The 21,817-nt window shown below is 72.2% G+C and carries 17 protein-coding genes; 7 read left to right on the forward strand and 10 right to left on the reverse strand.

Annotated features, from left to right (window positions below):
- Nucleotides 1-29 precede the first annotated feature (29 nt).
- The 4 genes from ACERMF_RS11755 to ACERMF_RS11770 form a co-directional block, all read right to left on the reverse strand.
- Nucleotides 30-929: a branched-chain amino acid ABC transporter permease gene (locus tag ACERMF_RS11755; RefSeq protein WP_373669290.1), complete on the reverse strand. Its 900-nt coding sequence runs from the start codon at nucleotides 927-929 to the stop codon at nucleotides 30-32.
- Nucleotides 929-2,875 carry a long-chain fatty acid--CoA ligase gene (locus tag ACERMF_RS11760; protein WP_373669291.1) on the reverse strand — a complete coding sequence of 649 codons (1,947 nt, stop codon included), beginning with the start codon at nucleotides 2,873-2,875 and terminating at the stop codon, nucleotides 929-931. The genes ACERMF_RS11755 and ACERMF_RS11760 overlap by 1 nt, the downstream gene beginning before the upstream one ends.
- The gene (locus ACERMF_RS11765; RefSeq protein ID WP_373669643.1) at nucleotides 2,872-3,672 is read right to left on the reverse strand and encodes an ABC transporter ATP-binding protein; all 801 of its coding nucleotides are present in this window, start codon (nucleotides 3,670-3,672) and stop codon (nucleotides 2,872-2,874) included. Before ACERMF_RS11765 ends, ACERMF_RS11760 begins: the two co-directional genes overlap by 4 nt.
- 102 nt (nucleotides 3,673-3,774) lie before the next feature.
- Nucleotides 3,775-4,560 (reverse strand): ABC transporter ATP-binding protein, encoded by a 786-nt coding sequence (locus ACERMF_RS11770; RefSeq protein WP_373669292.1) that lies wholly within the window; start codon nucleotides 4,558-4,560, stop codon nucleotides 3,775-3,777.
- A 269-nt stretch (nucleotides 4,561-4,829) separates the two neighbouring features.
- Between ACERMF_RS11770 and ACERMF_RS11775 the strand changes: the two genes are divergently transcribed.
- The 4 genes from ACERMF_RS11775 (at nucleotide 4,830) to ACERMF_RS11790 (ending at nucleotide 11,344) form a co-directional block, all read left to right on the forward strand.
- Nucleotides 4,830-6,053: a PucR family transcriptional regulator gene (locus ACERMF_RS11775; RefSeq protein ID WP_373669293.1), complete on the forward strand. Its 1,224-nt coding sequence runs from the start codon at nucleotides 4,830-4,832 to the stop codon at nucleotides 6,051-6,053.
- Between the two features lie 398 nt (nucleotides 6,054-6,451).
- The gene (locus tag ACERMF_RS11780; RefSeq protein WP_373669294.1) at nucleotides 6,452-7,378 is read left to right on the forward strand and encodes a hypothetical protein; all 927 of its coding nucleotides are present in this window, start codon (nucleotides 6,452-6,454) and stop codon (nucleotides 7,376-7,378) included.
- A gap of 389 nt (nucleotides 7,379-7,767) precedes the next feature.
- Entirely contained in the window at nucleotides 7,768-9,858 is a 2,091-nt protein-coding gene (locus ACERMF_RS11785) for an acyltransferase family protein (RefSeq protein WP_373669295.1), read from the forward strand.
- Between the two features lie 178 nt (nucleotides 9,859-10,036).
- On the forward strand, nucleotides 10,037-11,344 hold the full coding sequence (locus ACERMF_RS11790; RefSeq protein ID WP_373669296.1) for an SGNH hydrolase domain-containing protein: 1,308 nt from the start codon (nucleotides 10,037-10,039) through the stop codon (nucleotides 11,342-11,344).
- 82 nt (nucleotides 11,345-11,426) lie between these two features.
- Here the strand turns inward: ACERMF_RS11790 and ACERMF_RS11795 are convergent, their stop codons facing one another.
- Nucleotides 11,427-12,599 (reverse strand): M48 family metalloprotease, encoded by a 1,173-nt coding sequence (locus ACERMF_RS11795; RefSeq protein ID WP_373669297.1) that lies wholly within the window; start codon nucleotides 12,597-12,599, stop codon nucleotides 11,427-11,429.
- A 2-nt stretch (nucleotides 12,600-12,601) separates the two neighbouring features.
- Nucleotides 12,602-13,156 carry a LemA family protein gene (locus tag ACERMF_RS11800; protein ID WP_373669298.1) on the reverse strand — a complete coding sequence of 185 codons (555 nt, stop codon included), beginning with the start codon at nucleotides 13,154-13,156 and terminating at the stop codon, nucleotides 12,602-12,604.
- Nucleotides 13,157-13,389: 233 nt separating this feature from the next.
- Here ACERMF_RS11800 and ACERMF_RS11805 point away from each other — a divergent pair, with 233 nt between their 5' ends.
- Entirely contained in the window at nucleotides 13,390-14,634 is a 1,245-nt protein-coding gene (locus ACERMF_RS11805; protein ID WP_373669299.1) for an S-layer homology domain-containing protein, read from the forward strand.
- A gap of 14 nt (nucleotides 14,635-14,648) precedes the next feature.
- Entirely contained in the window at nucleotides 14,649-16,487 is a 1,839-nt protein-coding gene (locus tag ACERMF_RS11810) for an S-layer homology domain-containing protein (protein WP_373669300.1), read from the forward strand.
- A gap of 107 nt (nucleotides 16,488-16,594) precedes the next feature.
- On the opposite strand, the gene ACERMF_RS11815 is transcribed toward ACERMF_RS11810, so the two are convergent.
- Genes ACERMF_RS11815 through ACERMF_RS11830 form a run of 4 tightly spaced genes read right to left on the reverse strand, consistent with a single transcriptional unit; the run spans nucleotide 16,595 to nucleotide 21,166 of the window.
- Nucleotides 16,595-17,119 (reverse strand): DUF6328 family protein, encoded by a 525-nt coding sequence (locus ACERMF_RS11815; protein ID WP_373669302.1) that lies wholly within the window; start codon nucleotides 17,117-17,119, stop codon nucleotides 16,595-16,597.
- 34 nt (nucleotides 17,120-17,153) lie between these two features.
- Nucleotides 17,154-18,728 (reverse strand): glutamine-hydrolyzing GMP synthase, encoded by a 1,575-nt coding sequence (guaA, locus tag ACERMF_RS11820; RefSeq protein ID WP_373669304.1) that lies wholly within the window; start codon nucleotides 18,726-18,728, stop codon nucleotides 17,154-17,156.
- 27 nt (nucleotides 18,729-18,755) lie between these two features.
- Nucleotides 18,756-20,042, reverse strand: coding sequence for an O-antigen ligase family protein (locus ACERMF_RS11825; protein WP_373669306.1), 1,287 nt, complete (start codon nucleotides 20,040-20,042; stop codon nucleotides 18,756-18,758).
- A 5-nt stretch (nucleotides 20,043-20,047) separates the two neighbouring features.
- The gene (locus ACERMF_RS11830) at nucleotides 20,048-21,166 is read right to left on the reverse strand and encodes a GuaB3 family IMP dehydrogenase-related protein (protein WP_373669307.1); all 1,119 of its coding nucleotides are present in this window, start codon (nucleotides 21,164-21,166) and stop codon (nucleotides 20,048-20,050) included.
- Between the two features lie 94 nt (nucleotides 21,167-21,260).
- Here ACERMF_RS11830 and ACERMF_RS11835 point away from each other — a divergent pair, with 94 nt between their 5' ends.
- Complete coding sequence (locus tag ACERMF_RS11835) at nucleotides 21,261-21,812, forward strand: DUF5319 family protein (RefSeq protein ID WP_373669308.1); 552 nt, start codon at nucleotides 21,261-21,263, stop codon at nucleotides 21,810-21,812.
- The last annotated feature ends 5 nt before the right edge of the window (nucleotides 21,813-21,817 follow it).

The raw sequence follows: 21,817 nt of genomic DNA on the forward strand, positions 1-21,817 counted from the left end.
GAAACGCCCCATGGGCGCGATGCCGGTCCTCATACCCGCTGGACCTCCGGGGTGCCGAACAGCCCGTACGGGCGGACCATCAGCACCAGGATCATGATCACGTACGGGACGACGACGTCGACGTTGGCGCCGACGTAGCCGCTGAGCGTGGCCGAGTTGGCCCGGGTGAACGCCTCGGCGACACCGATGACCAGACCGCCGATGTAGGCGCCCTTGAGCGAGTCGAGCCCGCCGAGGATGATCACCGGGAGGGCCTTGAGCGCGATGAACGCGGTGGTGTTGTCCACGCCCATGCCGCCGCTGCCGACCATCATCCCGGCCAGGCCGGCGAGGCCTCCCGCCAACGCCCACGACAGACCGAACATGCGTCCGACGTTGACGCCCTGCGCGAGTGCCACCTCCTGGTCGAGCGAGGTGGCGCGCATCGCCAGCCCGACGCGCGAGCGGACCAGGAACAGCCCGACGCCGGCGAAGGCCACGGCGGTCAGGGCGATCCGCCAGCCGTCGGCGACGCGCATCCGGACGTTGCCGGCGAACACCGCGGTGTCCAGCGCCCACGGGTCGCCCACCGTCAGGACGTTGGAGCCGATCAGCCGGTTGGCGATGATGGTGAGCACCAGGAACAGACCGATGGTCACCATGGCCGCAGAGAAGGGCGGCTCACCCACCATCGGCCGCAGCGCGATCCGTTCGGTGACGGCCCCCACCATCGCGACGACCACGATCGCCGCGAGAACCGCCAACGGGAACGGCAGGTCGTAGGTGCGCGCGAACAGGGCCGTGAAGTAGGCGCCGAGCACCATCAGGGCCGGCTGCGCGAAGTTCACCACGTCGGTCGCGCGGTAGATCACCACGAACCCGGCCGCGAGCAGCGCGTACACGCTGCCCTGGGCGAGTCCGCGGATCAGGATGGTGAGCAGGTCGTCCACTACGCGACTCCCTCGTCCCGGCTCGGAGCCGCCGGGGTGTGCACCTCGACGAGGTCGCCGCCCGCGTACTCGGTGGTGTTGGCGTACATGTCGTCGACGAGGTGGGCGAACATCTGGTGCAGCGACGCCCGCTTGACCTTCTGGGTCGCGGTCAGTTCGCCGTCCTCGTGGTCGAGCTCCTTCGGCATCACCCGGAACTTGCGGATGTTCTCGACCCGGGCGAACTTCTCGTTGGTCTCCTTGACGATCTTCTGCAGCAGCTCGAGGACCTCGGGCTTCTCCGACAGGTCGCGGTAGGTGGTGTAGGGCAGCTTCCGGCGCTGTGCCCAGTCCCCCACGGTGTCGAGCTCGATGCCGATCAGCGCCGTCAGGTAGGGCTTGGCGTCGCCGATGACGACCGCCTCCTTGACGAACGGCGAGGTCTTGAGCGCGTTCTCGATCTCGGACGGCGAGATGTTCTTGCCGCCGGCCGTGATGATGATGTCCTTGATGCGGTCGACGATCTTGACGTGGGTGCCGTCGACCCACTCGCCGACGTCGCCGGTGTGCAGCCAGCCGTCCGCGTCGATCGCCTCGGCGGTCTTCTCCGGCAGGTTCCAGTAGCCGGCGAACACGCCCGGGTGCCGGGTGAGGATCTCCCCGGTCTCCTCGTCGATCCTGAGCTCGATGCCCGGCTGCGGCTCGCCCACGGTGCCGAGCTTGACGCGACCCGGCCGGTTCACGGTCGCGACGGCGGCGTTCTCGGTCATCCCGTAGATCTCGTAGATGATCACGCCGATGCCGTAGAAGAACTTCAGCACCTCGGGGGCGATGGGGGCCGCGCCGGAACCGGCGGAGCGCACCTTGCGCAGCCCGATCCGGTCGCGCAGGGCCCGGAAGACGAACGGGTAGCCGAGCGCGTACAGCAGTCGCGTCTTCGCCGTGTGCCGGCCGTCGTTGGCGACCAGTTCGTCGCCGATCCGGCTCGCCATGCGCATCCAGAACCCGAACACCGCCCGCTTCAGCGGCGACGCGGCGTTCATCTTGATGTGGATGCCGGCGGCGAGCTTCTCCCAGATCCGCGGCACCGCGAAGAACAGCGTCGGCTGCACCTCCTTGAGGTTGGCCTGCACCGTCTCGATCGACTCGGCGAAGTGCACGGTCACGCCGGCCTCGGCGTTGACCCACTCGGTCGCGGCCCGCTCGGCGACGTGGCACAGCGGCAGGTAGCTCAGGATGACGTCGGAGGGGCTGGCCGGCGGGTTGTAGAACCCGCCGCCCGACACCAGGGTCTGGATCGCGAACTCGATGTTCGCGACGCTGAGCATCGCGCCCTTCGGCGGCCCGGTGGTCCCGGAGGTGTAGATCAGGGTGACGATGTCGGCGTCGGTGGCCTCGTTCGCCAGGCGGTCGAGCAGGTCGGGATGCTGGTCGCGGTGTGCCCGGCCGCGCGCGATGAACTCGTCCCACGCGATCAGCTTGGGGTGGTCGTACTCGCGCACGCCGCGCGGGTCGAGATAGACGATGTGCTGAAGGTCGGGGCAGTCGGCCTCGACCTCGAGCGCCTTGTCGACCTGTTCCTGGTCCTCGGCGATCAGGACGCGGCTGCCGGAGTCGCGCAGCAGGTAGGACACCTCGGCGGCGGGGTTGGTCGGGTACAGGCCCATCGTGATGGCCCGGATGGCGACGGTGCCGACGTCGGCGTAGAGCCACTCCGGGCGGTTCTCGGAGTGGATCGCGACCCGGTCGCCGGCCCGAACGCCCAGTGCGGTCAACCCGTGGGCGACCAGCGCGGACTGCTCCCAGTAGTCGGCCCAGGTGATGTCCTGCCAGATGCCGAAACGCTTCTCGCGCATGCAGATGCGTTGCGGGTCGCGTTCGGCGTGCTCGCGGATCCGTCGCGGGATGGTGCGGGCGCCCTGCGGCCCGCTTGCCCGCGGGGTGGTCTGTTCCAGCGTCGCGCTCATCGTCCCAGCTCCTCCGCGGCGACGGCTTCCGCCTCGGCCGCGTCCTGCTCCAACGATGGGCCGGTGTCGCCCTCGCCGAGATAGGCCCGGATCACCTCGGGATCGTTCTGGACCACGTCGGGCGTGCCCAGCGCGATCGGCTTGCCGAAGTCCACCACCAGCACCCGGTCGGCGAGGTCCATGACCAGGCCCATGTCGTGCTCGACCATGATCATCGCCAGGTCGAGCTCAGCCCGGATGTCGAGGATGAAACGCGCCATGTCCTCGGTCTCCTCGACGTTCATGCCGGCGACCGGCTCGTCGAGGAGCAGCAGCTTCGGCTCCATCGCCAGCGCGCGTCCGAGCTCGACCCGCTTCTTGACGCCGTAGGGCAGCATCCCGACCGGGAACTTGCGGAACGCCTCGATTTCGAGGAAGTCGATGATGTCCTCGACGATGCGGCGGTTCTCGAGCTCGATGCGCTTGGCCTTGCCGCCGTACACCAGGCCGGAGAAGACGCCGTACGGCAGGTGCTGGTGGCGGCCGAGCATCAGGTTGTCAAGCACCGTCAGGTTGTCGAACAGCTCGATGTTCTGGAACATCCGCGCGACCCCGCGTCCGGCGACCGCGTCGGGCTTGGTGCCGAGCAGGTCCTCGCCGAGGAAGCGCACCGTGCCCTCCTGCGGGCGGTACACGCCGGAGAGGCAGTTGAAGATCGAGGTCTTGCCGGCGCCGTTGGGGCCGATGATCGCGAACAGCTCGCCGCGCTGCACCTCGAAGCTGACGCCGCCGACCGCCGTGGTGCCTCCGAACCGCATCACGAGGTCGTGCACCTCGAGGATCGGCTGACCGTCGGCGACGTCGACCGACGTGCCGGTGAGGGCTTGCGAAAGCGGGCGGATCTGAGCCACGTCGTCTCCCTAGGACAGCCAGCGCTTGCGGCGCTTGTAGTGCTTGACGTCGCGGAACGACGACCCCTCGTCACCGTGGCGGCCGAGGTAGAACTCGCGGACGTCCTCGTCCTCGCGCAACACCGCGGCCGGCTTGTCCATCACGACCTTGCCGGTCTCCATCACGTAGCCGTGCGAGGCGATCGACAGTGCCATGTTGGCGTTCTGCTCCACCAGCAGCACCGAGGTGCCCTGCTGGTTGATGTCGACGATCAGGTCGCGGATCTGCTGCACGATCAGTGGTGCGAGCCCCAGCGACGGCTCGTCGAGCAGCAGCAGCTTCGGCTCCGCCATCAGGGCGCGGCCGATGACCAGCATCTGCTGCTCGCCGCCCGAGAGGTAGCCGGCCATCTGCTTGCGACGCTCCGCCAGCCGCGGGAACAGCGTGAACACCCGGTCGAGGCTGGCGTTGATCGAGCCGCGGTCGGCGGTGTGCCCACCGATGCGCAGGTTCTCCTCGACGGTGAACTCGGCGAAGGCGCGCCGGCCCTCCATGACCTGGCCGATGCCGGTCGCCACCGTTGCGGGCGCGTCGAGGCGGTGGATGGGCGTGCCGTTGAAGGTGATCAGGCCCTTGGTGATCTCACCGCGGTGGACGTCGAGCAGGCCGGTGATGGCGCGCAGCACCGTGGTCTTGCCCGCGCCGTTGGCACCGAGCAGCGCGACGATCGATCCCTCGGGGACCTGCAGGCTGACGCCCTTGAGCACGAGGATGACGTCCTCGTAGACGACCTCGAGGTTCTCCAATGTCAGCACGCGCGCTCCCAAGCTCCCGCCACACCCGACGCCGCCATGCGGGTCCCCGACCGCACCCTCGCCCTGCGTACGGGGCGAGAACGCCGTTCGTGGTTCCCACGAATTCTCCCGGTGCGGATTGGTACCGTCCAGTCGGACGGGTGTCAACGGCGCGGGACCCAATTGCGGCTGCCGCGCTGGACGCGCCAACGACGGACCTCGTAGGATCACCGACCGGTGGCCGAACGTCCCTGTGTATTCCACGAGGGATCCTCACCTGAGGCGGGCGTATGACCAAGCCGTCGGAAGAGTTGCTGCCGCTGGATCTGCGTCAGCCGCTGCCGCGTGCCGACGCGGCCCCGCAGGTCCCCGACGGTTGGGAGCCGATGGCCCGGCTCGCCGCCGACGTCCTGGCGCGGCTCGGTCCGCTCGTCGACCGGATCACCGACTGCATCCTCGAGGAGATCCCGACCTACCGCAGCGGGTTGGTGCCGCGCCGTGACCTGCACGGCTCCGTGCTCCGCAACATCGAGGCGACCCTCGGCGGGCTCGCCGAGCACCGTCCGCCGCGCCCCGACGAACTGGCCGTCCGCAGCGAACTGGGGACCCGCCGCGCCCTGCAGGGCATGCCGGTCGATGCGCTGATCCAGGCCTACCACGTGGGCTACCGCGAGCTGTGGCTCGCCCTGGTCGACGCCGTGCCCGCCGACCAGCCCGGAACCGCTACGCAGCTGCTGACGACGGCGACGCTGGTGTGGCAGTGGGTCCACGAGGTCACCGACGCCCTGGCCGACGCGCACGCCTCCACGGTGCGCTCGATCGAGGCCCGGGCGGTCGGCGCCCGCCAGCGGTTCGTCGAACTGCTCGTCGGCGGCGACCTCGACGGTGAGGAGGTGCCCCGACTGGCCGGCTCGCTCGGGTTCGATCCGGCCGGCACCTTCGTCGTGAGCGTGCTTCGCGTCGGCGGCGACGACCTCGACGCGGTCGAACTCCAGCACGCCGTCGACGGGCTGCCCGGCCGGCACGCGGTCGTGGCGCGCGGTGCCCAGCTGGTGTGCGTCTCGCAGGGCAGCGACCCCTCCGGCGTGCGCGCCGCCGTCCGCGGGATCTTCCCCGGCGCCGCGCTGGCGCTCGGCTCGCCACGCGCCGGGTTGCGCGGCGCCCGCGCCTCGCTGACCGACGCCGAACTCACGCTCACGGTCACCGAGGACGGGACCACCTCGACGTTCGAGGACGCCTGGCTGTGGGCGACCCTGACCGGTGCGGCCGAGCGGCTGGACCCGCTGCTGACCGACGGGGTCGACGCCGCCGCCCGCCACCCCCACCTCGCCGAGGCCGTCCGCGCCTTCGCCGACGCCGGATTCAGCGTGAGCCAAGCCGGGCGCGAGCTGTCGCTGCACGCCAACACCGTCGCCTACCGCCTCGACCGCTGGGCCGAGCTCACCGGCTGGGACCCCCGCACCTTCGCCGGCCTGTCCCGCTCCCTCGCCGCCCTCCGCCTCGGCCGCCCCTGACCCGCCAGCCCCCGCCGCCACGTTCGTGCCGGGACACGAAGGGTGGCCAGAGACCCGGCCGGCCCGAACCCGCCTCACCTCCACTTTCGTGCCCGGAAGCGAAAGATGGCCGCCGCCGGCCGGCCCGCGCCTGCCTCGCCGTCCACTTTCGTGCCGGGAAGCGAAAGGTGGCTGCCGCCGGCCGGCCGCGACACACCTCGCTCCCCACTTTCGTGGCGGGACACGAAAGGTGGCTGCCGCCGGCGGGCCCGCGCCTGGCTCGCCGTCCACATTCGTGCCCGGAAGCGAAAGGTGGCTGCCGCCGGCCGGCCCTTGCGCATCTGCGATGAGGGGCGTTGTCCACAGCTGCGTCGAGATTCGGGCGGCGCTGGCGAGTGCGCGGGTCGAGACTCCGCCGCATGTTGCCCGAACCCGCACTGCAACTCGCCGAGAACCAACTCGGCGTGATCGCTCGGTACCAGCTGTTGCAGCACATGGACCGCCACCGGGCGCAGCACCTGTGCCGTTGCGGCTACCTCCATCCGATCCAGCGCGGCGTGTACCGCGTCCGGGGTGGCGCGGCGTTGCCGGACCAGGCGCCGATCGCCGCCGCGCTCCGGGCGCGCAACGGCCAGGTCACCGGCCCGTTCGTCCTCAGCCGCCTGCGCGTGGACGGCTTCGAGCCGGATGCGCCGTTCGAGGTGTTAAAGCGACCTGCGCGGAGACTCCGCCACGTCGACTTCGCCTGGCGTGGGAGCGCGGACTACGACCGCCCAGGCAGCCATCTGGGCGACGTACGGCTCGCGAGCCCCGTCGACGCCCTGGTCGACAGCGGCAGACACCGGGAGCTGCTCGGCGACCGGAAACTCCGCCTCGCCTACGACCAGCTGCGGTGGCGCAAGCTCATCAACGCCGACCGGTTCGCCGACCACCTCGACGCCCTTCCGGCCGACGACCCCGGCGTGGTGGGGCTGCAGCAGGCGCTGGGGTTGGCCGACCTGCGCTCCGAGGCGGAGGGTGAACGCCGCATGGGCGAGATCATGCAGGCGTTCCGCCCCGCTCCCGAGGCCCAGGTGTGGGTCCTGGCGGGCCGGCGGGTCGACTGGTACTTCCGCGACCTGAAACTGGCCCTGGAGTACCACGGCAGTGTCGACCACGGCTGGCGCGACCGGCAGCGCGCGGACGCGCAGCGCGAGGGCGAGCTCGCCGGGGCGGGGATACGCGTCGAGGCGTTCACCTACGCGGATCTCACGCCGGTCGACGACCTGCTGGCCCGCCTCGCCGGCCTCCTCACCCTCCGGGCTCGCGAACTCGGCACGACGGCCCCGGTGTACATGGCCTCCTGAGCCCACGTTCGGCTCCCGGCACGAACGTTGCACCGGCCGCACCCGCGCCGACGACCGGGCGGTCCACTTTCGGCGCCCGGCACGAAAGTTGCACCGGCCGGCACCCGCACCGACGGCCTGGCGGTCCACGTTCGGCGCCCGGCACGAAAGTTGCACCGGCCGGCACCCGCACCGACGGCCTGCCGGTCCACTTTCGGCTCCCGGCACGAAAGTTGCACCGGCCGGCACCCGCACCGACGGCCTGCCGGTCGACTTCCGGCTCCCGGCACGAACGTTGCACCGGCCGGTAGCCGCGCCGACGACCGCACGGGGATCGGCGGGCGATGGAGGTGGGCGGCGGGCGGTACGGTCGCGCGCTGCTCCAGTCGTTCACAACCGGGAGTCAGTGCATGACGGCGACCGCCGTCGCGGTCCACCCCGAGCGGCCCGGACACCGTCCCGACATCGAGGGACTCCGTGCCGTCGCGGTGCTGTTGGTACTGCTCTTCCACGCCGACGTTCCCGGCTTCGCCGGTGGCTACGTCGGCGTCGACGTCTTCTTCGTGCTGTCGGGCTTCCTGATCACCCGACTGCTGCTGGACGAACGCTCGCGGACCGGCACGATCCATCTGCGCGAGTTCTACGCCCGGCGGCTGCGGCGGCTGCTGCCCGCCTCCTCGCTGGTCATCGTGACGACCGTGGTCGCCGCCTGGTTCGTCGCCCCGCCGCTGCTGTTCGGACCGATCGCCACGGACGGGTTGTGGGCAGCGGGCTGGCTCGCGAACTACCGCTTCATCGGTCAGGGCCTGGACTACCTCGCGTCCGCCGGCGCGGAGTCGCCGCTGCTGCACTTCTGGTCGCTCGCGGTCGAGGAGCAGTTCTATCTGCTGTGGCCCGCGCTCATCCTGGTCGCGCTGCTCGGTCCGAACTCGCGTCTGCGCCTGCGCATCGCGGTGTTGCTGAGTGTCGTCGTCGCGGCGTCGTTGACCGCCTCGATCGTGCAGACGGCTTCCGACCCGGTCATCGCCTACTACGCGCTGCACACCCGTGCGTGGGAGCTCGCGCTGGGCGGCCTGTTGGCGATCGCCGGCCCGTTGACCGCTCGGGTGCATCCGCGCGTCGGCGTGGCCCTGGGTTGGCTCGGGCTGGTGACGCTCGTGGCCACCAGCGTCACCTACACGACGGCGACGCCGTTCCCCGGGTGGACCGCGCTCGCGCCGGTGCTGGCCACCTGTGCACTGCTCGTCGGCGGGCAGGTGGCCGACCGCCGCGGCGTCGGGCACCTGCTGCACCTCGACCCCATGCAGCGCCTGGGCCGGTGGTCGTACTCGTTGTACCTGTGGCACTGGCCGATCCTGGTCCTCGCCGAGCACGCCTCCCCCGGCGTGCTGACCGTCTGGCACAAGGTCGGCCTGCTGGGTGTGACCGTGGCGGTGTCGGCGCTGACGTACCGGCTCGTCGAGGACCCGATCCGCCGGTCGAAGTGGCTGTCGGCACGCCCCGCCCGGAGCATCGGTGGGGGCCTCGGTCTGGCGGCGACGGTGGTCGTCGCCATGGTCGCGGTTCCGCTCGTCGCCCCCGGCCTCGGAGGCTCGGGCGGTTCGATCGAGGCCGGTGACGTCGCCGACCCGGACCGCCTCGACGCCGTCCTGGCCGCCTCGGTGGGCGCCGCACTGCTGCCCGCGTCGCTGAACCCGCCGCTGGAGCAGGCACGGGAGGTGCAGCCAGCGGTCTACGGCGACGACTGCTTCCTCGGCTTCGACGACGAGCGCACCCCCGACGCGTGCGCCTACGGGCCGGACGACGACCAACCCCTGCGCTCCGTGGTCCTCTTCGGCGACTCGCACGCCGCCCACTGGTTTCCGCCGCTGCACGAGCTGACGGTCGGGCGCGGCTGGGGCCTCGTCCCGCTGGTCAAGGCGAGCTGCCCGTCGATGGACGTCCCCGTCTTCCGCAACGGCTCCCGCTACGACGCGTGCGACGCGTGGCGCGAGAACAGCGTGCAACGCATCGAGGAACTGGCGCCCGACCTGATCGTGCTGGCCAACGCGCGCGCCTATGACGCGGTCGACGACGACGGCAACGAACTCGACGGCGGACGCGAGCCGTTCCAGGGCGCGGGCCTGGCGCGGATGATCCAGCGGCTCCAGGCGCTGCTGCCGGAGACCGACATCGCGGTGATCGGCACGACCCCGCACCCGCCCTCAGACACGCCGGTGTGCCTCTCCGAACGACTCGAGGACATCGCGTCGTGCGCCGGCCAGCGGGACCAGATGCTGGCCGTCGACCTGCTCGCGACCCAGCAACAGGTCGCGGAGTCGGCGGGCGCCATCTTCGTCGACCCCTCGGCCTGGATGTGTCACAACGGCACCTGTCCGGTCGTGATCGCCGACTTCTTGGTCTACAACGACGGCAGCCACCTCGCGCCGCCGTTCACGTTGTGGCTGCGGCCGCTGCTCGAAGACGCGCTGTTGCGCGAGTCGGCGCTGCCCGCCCCGTGAACCTCCGGACGTGGCCGATGCCGGTCCTGCTTCGTTGCTGGTGTTGACTACGGCATCGTGCCGCTCGTCGTAGCGGCACGATCCGTGCCCCGGCCGCGGGCACGGGCCGCCGCTCACGCCCCTGCGCCAGCCTGCCGCCGGCGCCTGCTCACGCCTGGAGACGACCATCCCGTTCCGCATGCGCCCCCGACGAAAGCGACTGCGCCGCGGCGTGGAGTTGCTGGGCGTGGTCGGGCTGCTGGCGGTCCTGGCGGTCCCGCTCGCCGGGGACCGTTGGCCCGAGCAGCAGGCTGCCGAGGCGGTCGAGGGGTCGTCCACCACCGGACCCGAACAGGCCGAGGACACGGACGGCGATGACGCCACCAGCCACGATGCGGCCGACGAGGACGCCACCGGCGACGATGCGGCCGGCCGAGACGGGACCGGCGACGATGCAGCCGGCGGAGACGGGACCGACGACGGCACGCCTTCGGACCTGCCGGCCGGCGGAGACGGGACCGACGACGACACGCCTTCGGACCTGCCGGCCTTCGCGATCCCGCCCGAACGTGTGCCGCCCGCGACCGCGCAGCCGCCCGCCGAGCCGACCGCGGCAGAGGTCATGGGCCTCGCCGACGTCCTCGCGGAGTCGGTCGCGGCCACCACGCTGCCGGCGGCGATCGACCCGCCGCCTGCGACGGCCGGCGACGCGCTGTCCCAGGTCTACACCGACGACTGTTTCACCGGCTTCCACGTCGCGAAGCCGGCCGATTGCGTCTACGGCGCCGTCGACGCCCCCGAACGCACGGTGGTGCTGTTCGGCGATTCGCACGCGGCCCACTGGTTCCCGCCGCTGCACGACCTCGCCGTCGACCGCGACTGGCGGCTGGTCCCGTACGTGAAGGCGAGCTGCCCGTCGCTGCACATGCCCGTGGTCCGCGACGGTGACTTCTACCCGTCGTGCACGGCCTGGCGGGGGTACGCGCTCGATCGCATCGCCCAGCTGCAGCCGGACCTGGTCGTGCTCTCCAGCGTCCGCGACTACGAGCCGGTCGACCGCGACGGCCAGGCGATCGACGTCCCGCGCGCCGACTTCCATGCCCGGGGCCTCGCCCGCATGATCGAGCGCCTGCGCGAGGTGGCGCCGGAGGTCGAGGTCGCCGTCATCGGCACCACACCGCACGCCGTGGCGGGCGGCGCGACCTGCCTGGCGAAAGCTCCCGAGAGCATCGCCACCTGTGCCAGCTCACGCGACGACGCGCTCGCCGTCGACCTGCACGACGCCCAGCGCGAGGTCGCCGCACGCAGCGGCGCCGTCTTCATCGACGCGTCCACTTGGATGTGCCACGAGGGCACGTGCCCGGCCGTGATCGGTGACAAGCTCGTGCACAACGTGGGCAGCCACCTCGCCCCCTCCTTCACGCGCTGGCTACGCCCCGTGTTCGAGGAGGCACTGCTCCGCGACCTGTGGGTGCCGCCGACGCTGCCCGTGGTGCCCGCGCGGTAGTCCGCTGGCCCCGACTCGCTGGCCCGACTCGCTGGCCCGACCCGCTGGCCCGACCGACTGGTCCCGCCCTGACGAACGATGCTCAGGCCGGCGGCCGCGGGGGTGGCGGCGGGGGCGGTGGCGACGAGCCGGGGAACCCACCGATCTCGGGCATCCCGGGCAGGTGCAGCGGGCCGAACGCGCCGCCACGCCCGCCGGACGCCTCGGGCGACGGCGGTTCGGGACGCTGCGCGCCCGGCGGCGGTGGCAGCGGCGCGTCGAGCCGAACCGTGCCGGCGTTCAGCCGGGCGAGCCGCTCGATGCGTTCGGTGATCGAGGGGTGGGTGGCGAAGCGGCGCGCCATCTTCGCGCCTCGGTCGCGGCCCTTGGTCTCGTTCGGTTCCTCGAACCACAGGTGCGCGGTCGCCACCTCGAACCGCTTGATCTCGGTGCGGTCGGCCTCGAGGCGTCGCAGCGCGTTGACCATCGACTGGGGGTCGCGCAACAGGTCCGCAGCCGTGGCGTCGGCGAGGTACTCGCGCTGACGGGACACCGCGAACCGGATCAGCTGGGCCGCCAGCGGCGCGAGCACGACCGCGAGCAACCCGAGCACCAGGAAGATGACCTGTGCGCCACCACCGCCGCTGTTGTTGCCGCCACGGCCGCCGCCCCGTGCGCGTCCGCCGCCGAGCCACATCGAGCGCACCAGCACGTCGGCGAGCAGCGCGACCAGCCCGGCGGTCGCCACGGCCACCGTGACCGCCCTGATGTCGTCGTTGAGGATGTGGGCCACCTCGTGGGCCAGGACGGCACGCAGCTCGTAGCGGGGCAACTGCTCGATCAGGCCGGTGGTGACCGCGACGTGGCTGTCCTCGAGCTTCAACCCGGTCGCGAACGCGTTCGGCGCCGGATCGTCGACCACGTACAACTTCGGCTTGGTCCCCGCGATGCCGGCGGAGACACACACCTCGTCGAAGACGTTGAACAGCTGGGGATGCGCTTCGCGGACCGCCGGGCGCGCCTTCGCGGCCCGCAGTGCCAGCGACGGCCCGCTGCGGTAGGCGAGGTAGGTGCCGCCGAGCCCGACCACGGTGCCCAGGCCGGTGACCGGGAGCGCGACCATGGGGTCGAAGGCGAGGTCGCGCAGGAACCAGCCCGCGATGATCCACACCATGACGGCGGCGAGGAAGACGCTGCCGCCGAGCAGCACGCGCGTCGCACGGCGGTTGGCGCGCTGCAGCTCGTCGTAGACCGCCGGTTCGGGCGTACGGCTCACGCTTACTCGAACGAGACGTCAGGTACCGCGCGGACCTCGACGGTCTCGACCTCGAAGTACTCGCGGTCCTCGAAGTCGAACGCACCGGCGATGACCGAGGTCGGGAACACCTGCCGGGTCTCGTCGTAGGCGCGGACCGAGGCGTTGTAGTGCCCACGGCTGCCGGCGACGAGGTTCTCCGTGTGGGCGAGCTCCTCCTGCAGCTGACGGAAGTTCGCGTCGGCGCGCAGCTGCGGGTAGTTCTCGCTGATGGCGAGCAGGCGGCCCAGCGCCTGGGTGAGCTGGTTCTCCGCCTCGGCCAACTCGCCGGGCTGGGACACCTGCAACGCGCGCGCACGGGCGTTGGTGACGTCCTCGAAGGTCTGGCGCTCGTGGGCGGCGTAGCCCTTGACCGTCTCGACCAGGTTCGGGATCAGGTCGTGCCGGCGCTGCAGCTGGGTGTCGATCTGTGCCCAGGCCTCGTCGACGCGCACGCGTGCGCGGACCAGCTTGTTGTACATCCCGATCACGATGACGGCGAGCACGACCACCACGGCCAGGACGATCAACCACTCCATCGCGATGCCCCTCGCTGGGTCAGCAGAAGAAAAGTTCCCCTGTTTGCGCGTCGCGGCGCTGCGCGCACGCGATGTGAACGTAGCGCAGGAGCGGCCGACCATCCTGGAGTCGGCGCCCCGATCCGCGCCGGCGACAGACGTCCGCACCCCGGTTCCCTGCGCATCTTCCGCGCCTCTCCCGCCGGCTGCGTGTGGCCGTCCTGTGCTCAAAGACCCCGAGTGTCAGGTACCACGTGACGTTCGCCACGCCGCCACACCTCAGCCTGCCCGATTCGACCTCTTCGCCGGTTTCCTTCGGTCGCCTCGGCGCCCGTGCACCCCGTGGCGTCCGGGCCGCGCTGCTGGCGGCGCTGCTCGCGTTCACGGCCGTGGCCGCCAACGTCGCCGCGCCGGCGGCGGCCGAGGCGTCGACGCAGACCCCGGTCATGCAGGCCGAGAAGGTCAGCGCCGCCGGGATCGCGGCCTGGTTCCGCGCCAGTCAGCCCAGCGGCTACCGCGCCACCGTCTCCCCCGAGACCCTGGCGCAGTACTTCATCGAGGAGGGTCGCGCCGAGGGCGTGGCCGGCGACCTCGCCTTCGCACAGTCGATCCTGGAGACGGGCTGGTTCCGCTGGCCGTCGCACGGCCAGGTCCACGCGACCTACAACAACTTCTCCGGCATCGGCGCCTGTGACGGCGGCACCTGCACCGTGGCACAGTTCCGCAGCGCCCGCATCGGGGTCCGCGCCCAGATCCAGCACCTGCGGGCCTACGCCGACCCCAACGTGACGGTCGCGCGCCTGGCCCACCCGCTGGAGAGCCCGCGCTTCCACCTCGTGACCCCGAAGGGCAAGGCGCGCCTGTGGGAGCAGATGGGTGGCGGCAACTGGGCGACCGACCCGCAATACGCGAGCAAGATCCTCAGCATCTACGGCTCCATGCTCGCGCACGCCGAGCGCAACGACGGGCTCGCCCGGTCGGTCACCCTCGCGCCGGCCCAGCGGTTCGCCGACGTGTGGGCCGGTCACTCGCACCGCGCGGGCATCGAAGGGCTGGCCGATCTCGGCGTCGTCAAGGGCTGCAGCGCCACCCGCTACTGCCCGGAGACCGCCGTCACCCGCGCGCAGCTGGCCACGATCCTGGCCAAGGCGCTCGACCTGCCCGCCGGCACCCATCCGTTCACCGACGCAGGCCCGACGCACAGCGCCAACATCGGCGCGTTGTACGCCGCCGGCATCACCGACGGTTGCGGCCGCCGCAGCTTCTGCCCGGACCAGCCGGTCTCGCGGGCCCAGCTCGCCGCCATGCTGCAGCGCGCCCTCGAGCTCCCCGAGAGCGCGCCGGGGTTCAGCGACGTCCAGCACAACCGTCACCGTCTCGCCATCGGCGCGGTGAGCCGGGCCGGCATCACCACCGGCTACGAGGACAACACCTTCCGTCCCGACCAGGCCGTCAACCGCGGCCAGGTCGCGACCTTCGTCACCCGCGCCCTCGACTGATCTCGGAGAGGTCCGTGCCACGTCGTCGCCCCGCCCGCTCCCGCGGCGTCCTCGGACTCGTCGCCGCCCTGGTCGGACTGTCCGTCGGCCCGTCCGGTGCGTTCGCCGAGACACCGAACGACGCCACCACGCCCACGCTGGAGTCGATGCAGCTGGCGTCGGCGACGACGCTGCACCCGCTCCAACGGCTCGAGGTCGCCTACCGGGCCAGCGATGTCGGGAGCGGCGTCCGGAGCGCGGCGTTCGTGTTCACCTCCGAACTCGGTCACGAGACGGCGGCCGTCGCGAGCGGTACGGCCGCCGCGACCGGGCCGGCGCGGGTGCAACTCCTGCCAGGCCAGCCCGGCGGCACCTACCGGCTCACGACGGTCAGCCTGACGGACGCGGCCGGGAACACCGTCGTCTACGAACGCGACGGCCGTGCCTGGTCGACGCCCTCCGGCGCCGTCGGACCGACGCGGCACACCCTGCGGTTCGCGGACCTCGACGTCACGTACGTCAACCCCGGCAGCGACACGACCGCTCCCGAGCTGCAGGCGCTCACGCGCACCACGCCCGAGCGGGTGCGTCCGGGAGATCCGCTCAGCGTGTCGTACACCGCGATCGACACCCAGACCGGCGTCAACGGGGTCGTCGTCCTGTACGAGAACGCCGTCGGTCGCGCCCACCACCTCGACGTCTCGGGCCCGGCCGCGGCGCACGGACCCGTCCGCGGTGTCGTCGGCGCGGACTGGGCAGACGGCGCCTACCGGCTCGTCCAGGTCACCGTCCACGACGGACACAACCTCGCCGTCTACCTCCGGGACGGCCGGATACAGCGCAGCCCGACCGGTCTCGCCGGCCCCACCACCCATGCGCTGCGGTTCGCCGACGCGGACTTCACCGTGGACAACCCGAGCGCCGACACGACCGCGCCCGACCTCACCCTCCTGCGCCTGTCCAACGGCACCGAGCGGCACCGCGGCGAGAGCCTGTGGTTCCAGGTGCGGGTCGCCGACGGGGGCAGCGGCGTCGCCCTCCTCGAGCTGACCTATGCCGACCCGCTCGGAAACGGTCGCGTCGTGCGGACGCAGAATCAGCGGGACTTCACCGCGGGGAGCCTGCACCATCCGATCCCGCAGAGTTGGCCCCACGGCTCCTACCGGCTCGAGAACGTCCGGGTCGTGGACGCCGCAGGCAACGGCGTGCACCTGCTCCGCGACGGCGGGACCCTGCTGACCCCCGCCGGCATCACCGGTCCGGCCCGCCACTCGTTGCGCCTGGCCGACCTCGACTTCCGGCTCGTGCCCCTTCCGGGGACCGAGCCGTCGCCCAGCCCGACCGCGCCGACCGCGCCGGGCGCGACGACCGGGCTGCGGGACGTCACCGGCAGCCACGCGGCATCGATCACCGCCGTCGTGCAGGCCGGGATCGCGTCGGGCTACCCGGACGGCACCTTCCGTCCCGGCGACACGGTCACGCGCGCCCAACTCGCGACCTTCCTGGCACGGGCACTGAACCTGTCGCCGGTCGCGGATCACGGCTTCACCGATGTCGGTGGTTCCCACGCCGGCAACATCGGCGCTGTCGCCCGAGCCGGCATCACCACCGGCTACCCCGACCGCACCTTCCGCCCCGACGACACCGTCACCCGGGCCCAAATGGCCAGCTTCCTCGCCCGCGCACTCGAGCTGCGGCCGGTGACCGACCACGGCTTCACCGACGTCGCCGGTGCACACGCCGGCAACATCGGCGCCGTCGCCCGAGCCGGCATCACCACCGGCTACCCCGACCGCACCTTCCGCCCCGACGACACCGTCACCCGGGCCCAGATGGCCAGCTTCCTCGCCCGCGCGCTCGACCTGCCGAGGTAACTCGTAGCGCTCGACGTGAGCTGGTCGTGCCGATGCTGGGTCGCACCGCCGAGGACCGGACACGTCCACGGGCCTCAACCGCAGGGCCCTCGCCCGGGCCGGCCGCGTCAGCCGTTGCCGTTCTGGACGCGTAGGGCCAGCGGGATCACGTACCACAGCAGGGCGATGACGCCCGCGAGCCCGCCGGCGACGCCCGCCGCGATCAGGCTGCCCTCGAAGATGAACCGCATGACGGTGTAGATCGCGAGCACCATGGCGGTCGCCAGCAGCAACATGCCGACCACCATGAGCCGGATGGCCGTGTGGAGCCGTTCCCGTCGCCGGCGCCGCTCGCCGATGCGGTGGTAGGAGGCAGGGGCGAGGAACAGCGCCGCGGCCAGGCCGGTCAGCAGGAGCACGACCGCGTACAGGTCGCGGCCGAGCTCGTCGAGGTCGCCGAAGCGCTGGCTGAACGGCGCCACGAGCAGGAACGCGAACAGCACCTGCACGCCCGGCAGGATCGTGCGCAGCTCCTCGAGGAGTTCGCGGTAGCGCTCGCGTTCCTCGTCGCCGCCGTCGGCCTGGCCGCTGTCGGCGGGCTCGCCCTGGTGCCGGTCGGCCAGGCCGCTGTCGTCGTGCAGGGTGTCGGTCATGCCGCGAACGATACGGGCGGCACCTCCGCGACCATTACTCCCATTCGATGGTGCCCGGCGGCTTCGAGGTGACGTCGAGGACGACGCGGTTGACCTCGCGGACCTCGTTGGTGATCCGCGTGGAGATGCGGGCGAGCACGTCGTCGGGGACGCGGGCCCAGTCCGCGGTCATGGCGTCCTCGCTGGCGACCGGACGCAGCACGACCGGGTGGCCGTAGGTGCGTCCATCGCCCTGGACGCCGACCGAGTTGACGTCGGCGAGCAGCACGACGGGGCACTGCCAGATGTCGCGGTCGAGGCCGGCTGCGGTCAGCTCCTGGCGGGCGATCGCGTCGGCGTGGCGCAGCAGTTCCAGGCGGTCGCGGGTGACCTCGCCGACGATGCGGATCGCCAGGCCGGGCCCGGGGAAGGGCTGGCGCCACACGATCGACTCGGGCAGACCGAGCTGCCGGCCGACGCGACGGACCTCGTCCTTGAACAGGGTCCGCAGCGGCTCGACGAGGTCGAACTGCAGGTCGTCCGGCAGGCCGCCGACGTTGTGGTGGCTCTTGATGTTGGCCGCCCCGGCGCCGCCACCGGACTCGACGACGTCGGGATACAGGGTGCCCTGGACCAGGAACCGGACCTCCTCGCCGTGGGCGCCGGCGTCGGCGACGACCTCACGGGCGGCCTGTTCGAACACCCGGATGAACTCGCGTCCGATCGTCTTGCGCTTCTCCTCGGGGTCGCGCACGCCGGCGAGGGCGTCGAGGAAGCGGTCGGCCACCTCGACGACCTTCAGCGACACGCCGGTGGCGGCGACGAAGTCACGTTCGACCTGTTCGGCCTCGCCCTTGCGCAGCAGCCCGTGGTCCACGAAGACGCACGTCAGCTGGTCGCCGACGGCTTTCTGCACCAGGGCAGCGGCGACCGCGGAGTCGACCCCGCCCGACAGGCCGCACACGACCCGGGCGTCGCCGACCTGGGTCCGGATGCGTTCGACCTGTTCGTCGATGACGTTGCCCATGGTCCAGGTCGGCTGGATGCCGGCGACCTCGTAGAGGAAGTGCTCGAGGACGGCCTGGCCGTGCTCGGAGTGCAGGACCTCGGGATGGAACTGGACCCCGGCGAGGCGGCGGGTCGTGTCCTCGAACGCGGCCACGGGCGTGTCGGGCGTACGGGCGACGACGTCGAAGCCGGGGGGCGCGTCGGTGACCGCGTCACCGTGGGACATCCACACCGACTGCTGCTGCGGCAGGCCGTGGAACAGCGTCGAGTCGGGCGCGACGACCTGCAACGGGGTGCCGCCGAACTCGGCCTGACCGGTCTGCTCGACCCGGCCGCCGAGCACCGAGGCCATGGCCTGGAAGCCGTAGCAGATGCCGAAGGCGGGGACGCCCGCTTCGAACAGGCTCGGATCGACGGCGGGGGCGTTCTCGGCGTAGACCGAGGACGGTCCGCCGGAGAGGATGATGGCGGCCGGTTCGCGGGCGAGGATCTCCGCGACCGGCATGGTGTGCGGTACCAACTCGGAGTACACCCGCGCCTCACGGACCCGGCGGGCGATCAGTTGCGCGTACTGGGCCCCGAAGTCGACGACGACGACGGTGGCACGATCCGGGCTGCTCACGGGGCGTTCTCCTGGGTCGGCGCGAGGCTATCCCGACGCCGGGCGTCCTCCGGTCCCCGGTGCCGGACCGCCGCCGGTCTCCGGTGCCCGACCTCCCCCGGTCCCGGGTGCCGGACCGCCTGCGGTCCCCGACGCCTGCCCGGCCCTTGCCCGCGACGTGCCGGGGACGACGGCGAGGCCGACCAGCGCGGCCAGGAGCACCTCGTGCCCGAGCCGCCCGGCCAGGATCTCGAGCTGCGCGTGGGCGACGAGCCCCAGCCCACCGAGCAGCACCAGGTCGCGGCGCGGTGATCGCGGCAGCCGCGCCGCGCGCACGGCCAGCGTCACGACGACGACGAGCACGGCGAGCAGCAGGGGCACGCCGCCCTCGGCGAACGCGTTCGCGAACGCCTGGTGGGCGTGGTCGTTGGGCTGCGGCAGGTCCTGCGCGACGGACGCGAAGCCGCCCAGCCCGACGCCCGTGAGCGGTCGGTCCGCACCCGCCCCGACGCCTCGGACCGCGAGGTCGATCCGTCCCAGCACGGACGCCCCCAACGGGCCCGCCCCTGCCTGCGTGGCCGGACCCGGCGCCGCCGTTCCGGGCGGAACCGAGGTGTCCAGACCCACCATCGCTGCCGTCAGCCCGAGCACGACCACGCCGAACGCCGCCGTCAGCACGACGGCCACCCGCACGCGTGATGCGAGCACGAAGGCGGCAACGACGACGATTGCCAGCACCGCCGCGACACCGCGCGACAACGTCGCCACGAGGCCCAGCGCCACCACCCCGCCCGCCCACGCCCACCGCGGCCGAGATGCGGCCAGCACCGCCGTCGCCACCAGCGGTGGCAGCAGGAGACCGGCCGCCGTGTTGTGGTCGCCGAGCGGGCTCGTGATCCGCCCCTTGAGGCGGTAGAAGCCGAACTCCGCCCCGACGGCCTGCGGCAGCGACACGGCGAAGCGGACGAGCAGCCACGTCGCGAGCAGGCTGCCGAAGACGGCGAGTCCGACCAACCAGACATCGAGGTCGTGCCGCCAACGCGGGGCGTCGCGGCCGGCCCGGACGACGAGGAGCACCCCGAGCGCGGCCGCGTAGGGCACGGTCCCCGCCACGATCGTGGTCGGCGTCACCCCGAAGCCGCCGCGACCCAACGCGGCGGCCAGCGCCTGGCCGACACCGAGGACGACCGCCGCGGCGAAGGCCACGACCGCCGGGTCACGCCACGGCGGCGTCTCGGCCGCGTCACGCCACGACGGCGTACCGACAGGGTCGCGCCACGACGGGGTACCGGCCGGGTCGCGCCACGGCGGGGTGCCGGCGGCGCGGCGGGACACGAGGCTCAGTGCCGTCCGGCGCGGACGGTGAGCTCGGCGTCCTTGAGCCGGGCCAGCGACTGGTACCCGGTCACGCCCATGGCGCGGCGCAGGCCACCGACGAGGTTCACGGTCCCGTCGGCGCGGTGTGCCGGCCCCTCGAGGACGACCTGCATGGGGCCGACGGGCTCGACCCGGGCGTAGTGGCTGCGCGGCAGGGTGTTGTGGGCGGCCGCCAGGCCCCAGTAGGCCCCGCGGCCTGGCGCCTCGTCGGCGGCCGCGAGCGCACGGCCCAGCATGACCGCGTCCGCGCCGCACGCGATGGCCTTGGCGAGGTCACCGCCGGTGCGGATGCCACCGGCCGCGATGACGTGGACGTAGCGGCCCGATTCCTCGAGGTAGCGGGCCCGGGCGGCGGCGACCTCGGCGATCGCGGTCGCCAGCGGCACGTGCACGCCGAGGGCGTCGTAGGTGGTGGAGACCGACGAACCGGTGCCGACCAGCACACCGACCGCGCCGGTGCGCATCAGGTGCAACGCGGACTTCGCCGACGCCACCCCGCCGGCGACGACCGGGATGTCGTAGCGGGCGGTGAAGGACTTGAGGTCCAGCGGGTCACTGCCCGGCAGCCCGACGTGCTGGGCCGTCACGGTCACGCCGTTGACCAGCAGCAGGTCCAGCCCGGCCTCGAGGGCGGCGTGGTGGTAGCGCTCGACCTTCTGGGGCGTGAGGCTGCCGGCGGCGAGGTGGCCGCCCGCCTTCAGTTCCTCGATCCGGCGGCCGATCAGCTCCTCGCGCACCGGCTCGTGGTAGAGCTGCTGCAGGCGCACGGTCGCCTCGGAGCCCGGCTGCAGGCCCGCGATCTCGGCCAGGACCTCCTCGGGCTCCTCGTAGCGGGTCCACAACCCTTCGAGCGCGAGCACCCCGAGTCCGCCGAGGTCGCCCAGCAGACCGGCGGTCGAGGGCGACACCACCGCGTCCAGCGGTGCGCCCAGCACCGGTACCTCGAAGCGGTAGGCGTCCAGCGACCAGCTCACGTCGACGAGCTCGACGTCCCGGGTCCGGCGGCTGGGCACCAGCGCGACGTCGTCGAGTTCGTAGCCGACGGACGCCTGCTTGTTGCCACCGATCGCGGTCGTTTGCACCGTGGGACACCCCGGGTCGTGGACGGAGCCGAAAGCCTAGTGGTCCGCGTACGCTGGGCTGCCACGCCCGGCGGGACCCACGCGAAAGGCCATCGTGGCGGACGACGACTTCGACGACGAGCGCTTCGACGACGATGGGCTCGACGACGACACCGACGGCTTCGACGAGCCGCTGGACGAGCATGAGACCGCGCTGATCCAGCAGGACCTGCACGACCTCGCCGACTTCGAGGCCACGTTCCGGCCCGAGGGCTACCGCGGGGTGGCGGTGTGGTGCCACGACTGCGCCGAGGAGCACTACTACCCGTGGGACATGCTGCGCGAGAACCTGCAGCTGCTGATCGACACGGGCGAGACCCCGGTGCACGAGCCCGCCTACGCGCCCGAGCCCGACCGCTACATCCAGTGGGAGTACGCGCGCGGCTACGTCGACGCGCTCCGTGATGCGGGGGTCCAGGAACGGCTCGACCTCACCGAGTGCAACCGCTGCGGGTTCCGGCTGCCGGATGCGCTGGCGCAGGGCAACTTCTGCCCCCGCTGCGGCAACGCGCTGCTGGTGGGACGGCTCGCCGCGGCGCTCACCGACGCCGGCTTCACCTCCGACGAGGTGATCGAGTTCCTGCGCCGCACCGGCCTGCCCGGCTGATCCCG

Origin of the sequence: Egicoccus sp. AB-alg6-2 (assembly GCF_041821025.1) — a bacterium.
In the GTDB taxonomy this organism is placed as follows: Bacteria; Actinomycetota; Nitriliruptoria; order Nitriliruptorales; family Nitriliruptoraceae; genus Egicoccus.

Excerpts from the sequence above, each read along its gene's own strand:
- ACERMF_RS11760 (WP_373669291.1), bottom strand. The coding sequence starts at position 2,875 with ATGAGCGCGACGCTGGAACAGACCACCCCGCGGGCAAGCGGGCCGCAG.
- ACERMF_RS11765 (WP_373669643.1), bottom strand. The coding sequence starts at position 3,672 with ATGCGGTTCGGAGGCACCACGGCGGTCGGCGGCGTCAGCTTCGAGGTG.
- ACERMF_RS11775 (WP_373669293.1), top strand. The coding sequence starts at position 4,830 with ATGACCAAGCCGTCGGAAGAGTTGCTGCCGCTGGATCTGCGTCAGCCG.
- ACERMF_RS11780 (WP_373669294.1), top strand. The coding sequence starts at position 6,452 with ATGTTGCCCGAACCCGCACTGCAACTCGCCGAGAACCAACTCGGCGTG.
- ACERMF_RS11785 (WP_373669295.1), top strand. The coding sequence starts at position 7,768 with ATGACGGCGACCGCCGTCGCGGTCCACCCCGAGCGGCCCGGACACCGT.
- ACERMF_RS11790 (WP_373669296.1), top strand. The coding sequence starts at position 10,037 with ATGCGCCCCCGACGAAAGCGACTGCGCCGCGGCGTGGAGTTGCTGGGC.
- ACERMF_RS11800 (WP_373669298.1), bottom strand. The coding sequence starts at position 13,156 with ATGGAGTGGTTGATCGTCCTGGCCGTGGTGGTCGTGCTCGCCGTCATC.
- ACERMF_RS11815 (WP_373669302.1), bottom strand. The coding sequence starts at position 17,119 with ATGACCGACACCCTGCACGACGACAGCGGCCTGGCCGACCGGCACCAG.